The sequence below is a fragment of the Paraburkholderia sp. RL17-347-BIC-D genome (assembly GCF_046027915.1).
Taxonomy (GTDB): domain Bacteria; phylum Pseudomonadota; class Gammaproteobacteria; order Burkholderiales; family Burkholderiaceae; genus Paraburkholderia.
Genome location: NZ_JARESS010000300.1, coordinates 1 through 265, shown reverse-complemented (window position 1 = coordinate 265; position 265 = coordinate 1). Strand labels below are relative to the sequence as shown.

Here is a 265-nt window from a genome sequence, read left to right as displayed (position 1 = left end):
CCGTAATTCCGCTGCGACCTGCCCGGCATCTCGCCTTCTCCGGCAAACCATCCGACCTTCTTCCCGTTTTCGAAGTCCACGGCGAAGAATGTTTCCTTGATACGCCTGCCATGAGCGCGGTTCCCTTGAAGGCTCTCGGCAAGTGCATTGGTTCCCTTTCAGATCGACGCGAGGCCATCCTCGCGGCGCTCGACCGGATCTTCGGCGCATACTGAGCGACAACAAATCGACTTTGTTCCTAAGGGCGACCGTCGTATCAGCGAAT

The 265-nt window shown here is 57.7% G+C and carries 1 protein-coding gene; it reads left to right on the top strand.

Features of this window, described 5'->3' with window-relative positions; genetic code table 11:
• Positions 1 to 215 (top strand): CcdB family protein (locus P0D96_RS48670; protein WP_408321532.1); only part of this gene is annotated, 215 nt, incomplete at its 5' end.
• Between the last annotated feature and the right edge of the window lie 50 nt (positions 216 to 265).